A 2820-nucleotide genomic window follows, 5' to 3' on the forward strand; every position below is an offset into this window, starting at 1 on the left:
AAATACCCGAACTTCAAAATGTGTAAAGTTGTAAAATTCAACATAGAGGTCTTTTCATCCTTCCGATGGTGACGAAATTTTTTTGTCATGGGAGTCTATATTGACAAAAGGCATATACTCCTTGTAGACTAATTACAAATATTATAAAATGATAATTTTTTTTATCTTATACGGAGAGTGAGGTGCATGACGGTGTCTACCAACGAGCAGCTGAAGGAAGCGCTTGACATGTTGAAAAAGACGGGCATACGCATCACGCCGCAGCGTCATGCGATATTAGAGTATTTGATCACCTCGATGTCCCATCCGACAGCGGATGAAATATACAAAGCGCTGGAAGGGAAATTTCCGAATATGAGCGTAGCGACCGTCTACAATAATTTGCGCGTCTTTAAAGAAATCGGGCTTGTCAAAGAGCTGACATATGGCGATTCATCAAGCCGGTTTGACTTCGTCACTTCCAATCATTATCACGTCATCTGTGAAGAGTGCGGCAAAATTGTCGATTTCCACTATCCAGCGCTTGATGAAGTCGAGTAGCTTGCCGCTCACGTCACCGGCTTTAAGGTCGACCATCATCGCATGTAAGTGTACGGAGTCTGCCCTGACTGTCAAAAAAGCGGGGCACCGGCGCATTCGAATTAAAAAGCTGATAGCACAAGGCGGCTATCAGTTTTTTCTTTTTTTGTTGTACTTTTCGTCAAACTCTTTTCCTTCCAGGTCGCGGTCTAACGTCAACGGTTCACGGCAAAACATGCATAAATCGACGCGTCCGAGCATTTTTGTCACTTTGCCGCACGACGGGCAAACGACTTGGACGGCTCTCGTCGAGAGTGTTCCGATCCAAAAATATACAATGCCACTGGCGACAAGAAACAACATCCCAAACAACATAAACAACGTCATGATGACCGGGGACGTACGAAAAAACAGCCCCAGATACATGACAATGACACCGATAAAAATCAAGCTTAAGGCGAAAGTGCGAATTTTGTTGATTTTGCTCGAATATTTGATGCTCATCACAGTCCCTCCTACATAGACCACTATACCATAAAACGGGGTCCCATCGCGAAGAAGAAATCAACAAAATCGACGTTTTAAAGAAAGGAATTCCTCGTTTTTTGTCGAATAACGAATGACGGCAACAAACGACAGTTTCATGGATGCAAGCATTCTGGTCTTTCTGAAATGAAACAGGCGTTGACAGCATTGTTTGAACATCTGCACAAACGCAATGTGATGATTGATGACGGTGGAAGGGAGGAAAAAACGTTGCAGAAAAAACAGCCGTCTCAAAATAGGAACGTATGGTTGTCTGTCAATCGATATGTGGGGATATCTGAGGGATTTGTCCGCCCGGATATCGAGGCCGGCTTTCTGCAACGGACGCGAGGTATGAAAGAATTGCTGCATCCCATCTGTCACGAATGGGCAAACCGCTGCAACACGCACGGAATTTTAATGATTGAAAAAACGGCTTTCCATGCAGCAACAACGGATACGTTTGATGTCGTGCTGCTCGTCATTGTCGACCCGCAAAGCGAGCCTATGCTTCTCAGACAGTATTCACTAAACGAGAAAAAGGCGGTGCTTTATGCAGTCAGTGAACGGCAGTTAAATGAATGGCTTGTTCTCGGGTCACATCGAAAGGCGGTCGACTGGGTGTTCAACGGAACAGTCGTGTTTGACCGAAACGGCTATGTTCAGCAGTTGCGCCAGCGCCTTGAGCAATTCCCGCCTAAAGAACGGCGATTGAAAATGGGACTCGAGTTTGCCAAACTGATCCGCCATTATACAGATGGCAAGGCGCTGTTTGCCGCCAAGCATTGGCTCGACTCATACAACCATATGGTGCAAGCCCTCCATCATTTGGCGCGATTGACCGTAATCGAGCACGGACTTTACCCGGAAGTGACCGTATGGAATCAAGTCAAGCGAATGGATGGAAGGATTTATAGACTGTATGAAGAACTCGTTGGAAGTGAAGAACCGCTTCCGAAACGGCTGGAACTTTTGTTGCTGGCCAGTGAATTTTTGATTCATTCTTACGTAGAATCAGGTTCCTCTCATTTATGCGAAGCGCTGAAAGAAAAAAATGGTGCTTGGAGCATTGAGGAAATGACCGGTCATCCGCAGTTTGCGCCTTACTCGGTTGATCTTGTTATCATGCTTGAGTATCTTGTCGAAAGGAAAGTGCTAACCGTCGTGGAAATGCCGACAAAAGGAAATACAATGCTCGAACGGTATTACACGTTGTAAAAAAAGAATTTTGACGGTCCCCTTCTGCTGATCCCCAAAAATGGAAGGGAGCCGGTGAGAGGATGGATGCTATTAGGAATTTCATTGTGTTTATACAAATGTCAGTTGCCAAGATCATTGAAGGAAGGAGGCAACCCGGCCGAAAAAAGCTCTTGACTTCCTTGTCGAACGATGATATATTTTAAATCGCTGTCGCTCCGGGAAAATGTTGCGGAGCGGTATGAATAAAAGGCTGTTGACAACAAACAATAAAAATGCTATGACGTAAGGGTCGCTTTAGGAAGCGGAAAACACATTTGCGTTTGAGGGAGTCCAGAGGAGTTGGATTCCTCGGCGCAAGATTGCAACGAAGTAAGCTCAAGAAGAGGTCTCGTTCCTTGAAAACTGAACGAAACGAAGCGCGACGAAAAGCGGAGGTCCGCGGGTCGACGCGACGGGCAAATGTTCTTCGCCTGCAAGGGTGCTTGTACCCGGAAGGCGAAGGTTATTTGACCCCGAGCGGCGGCGGACCGAAGCTGGACAATACGAAAAGCGGAGGTCCGCATGGGCCGAAGCAAA

General features: G+C 46.2%; 3 protein-coding genes and 1 pseudogene. 3 read left to right on the top strand and 1 reads right to left on the bottom strand.

The features are described 5' to 3' along the window. Positions 1-186 precede the first annotated feature (186 nt). Positions 187-588 (top strand): annotated as a pseudogene (locus tag IKE44_RS13155) (Fur family transcriptional regulator). 81 nt (positions 589-669) lie between these two features. Here IKE44_RS13155 and IKE44_RS13160 read toward each other — a convergent pair. Further along, complete coding sequence (locus tag IKE44_RS13160) at positions 670-1023, bottom strand: YgzB family protein (protein WP_033016719.1); 354 nt, start codon at positions 1021-1023, stop codon at positions 670-672. A 375-nt stretch (positions 1024-1398) separates the two neighbouring features. Here IKE44_RS13160 and IKE44_RS13165 point away from each other — a divergent pair, with 375 nt between their 5' ends. Together IKE44_RS13165 and IKE44_RS13170 are read left to right on the top strand one after the other, a co-directional pair. Continuing rightward, positions 1399-2262: a nucleotidyltransferase-like protein gene (locus IKE44_RS13165; RefSeq protein ID WP_049624105.1), complete on the top strand. Its 864-nt coding sequence runs from the start codon at positions 1399-1401 to the stop codon at positions 2260-2262. Positions 2263-2639: 377 nt separating this feature from the next. Continuing rightward, positions 2640-2820: hypothetical protein (locus tag IKE44_RS13170; RefSeq protein ID WP_287466146.1), on the top strand; the 181-nt coding region annotated here is incomplete at its 3' end.

Source organism: Geobacillus sp., from assembly GCF_017515625.1.
GTDB classification, from domain to species: Bacteria; Bacillota; Bacilli; order Bacillales; family Anoxybacillaceae; genus Geobacillus; species Geobacillus stearothermophilus.

Excerpts from the sequence above, each read along its gene's own strand:
- IKE44_RS13165 (WP_049624105.1), top strand. The coding sequence starts at position 1,399 with ATGAAAGAATTGCTGCATCCCATCTGTCACGAATGGGCAAACCGCTGC.
- IKE44_RS13160 (WP_033016719.1), bottom strand. The coding sequence starts at position 1,023 with ATGAGCATCAAATATTCGAGCAAAATCAACAAAATTCGCACTTTCGCC.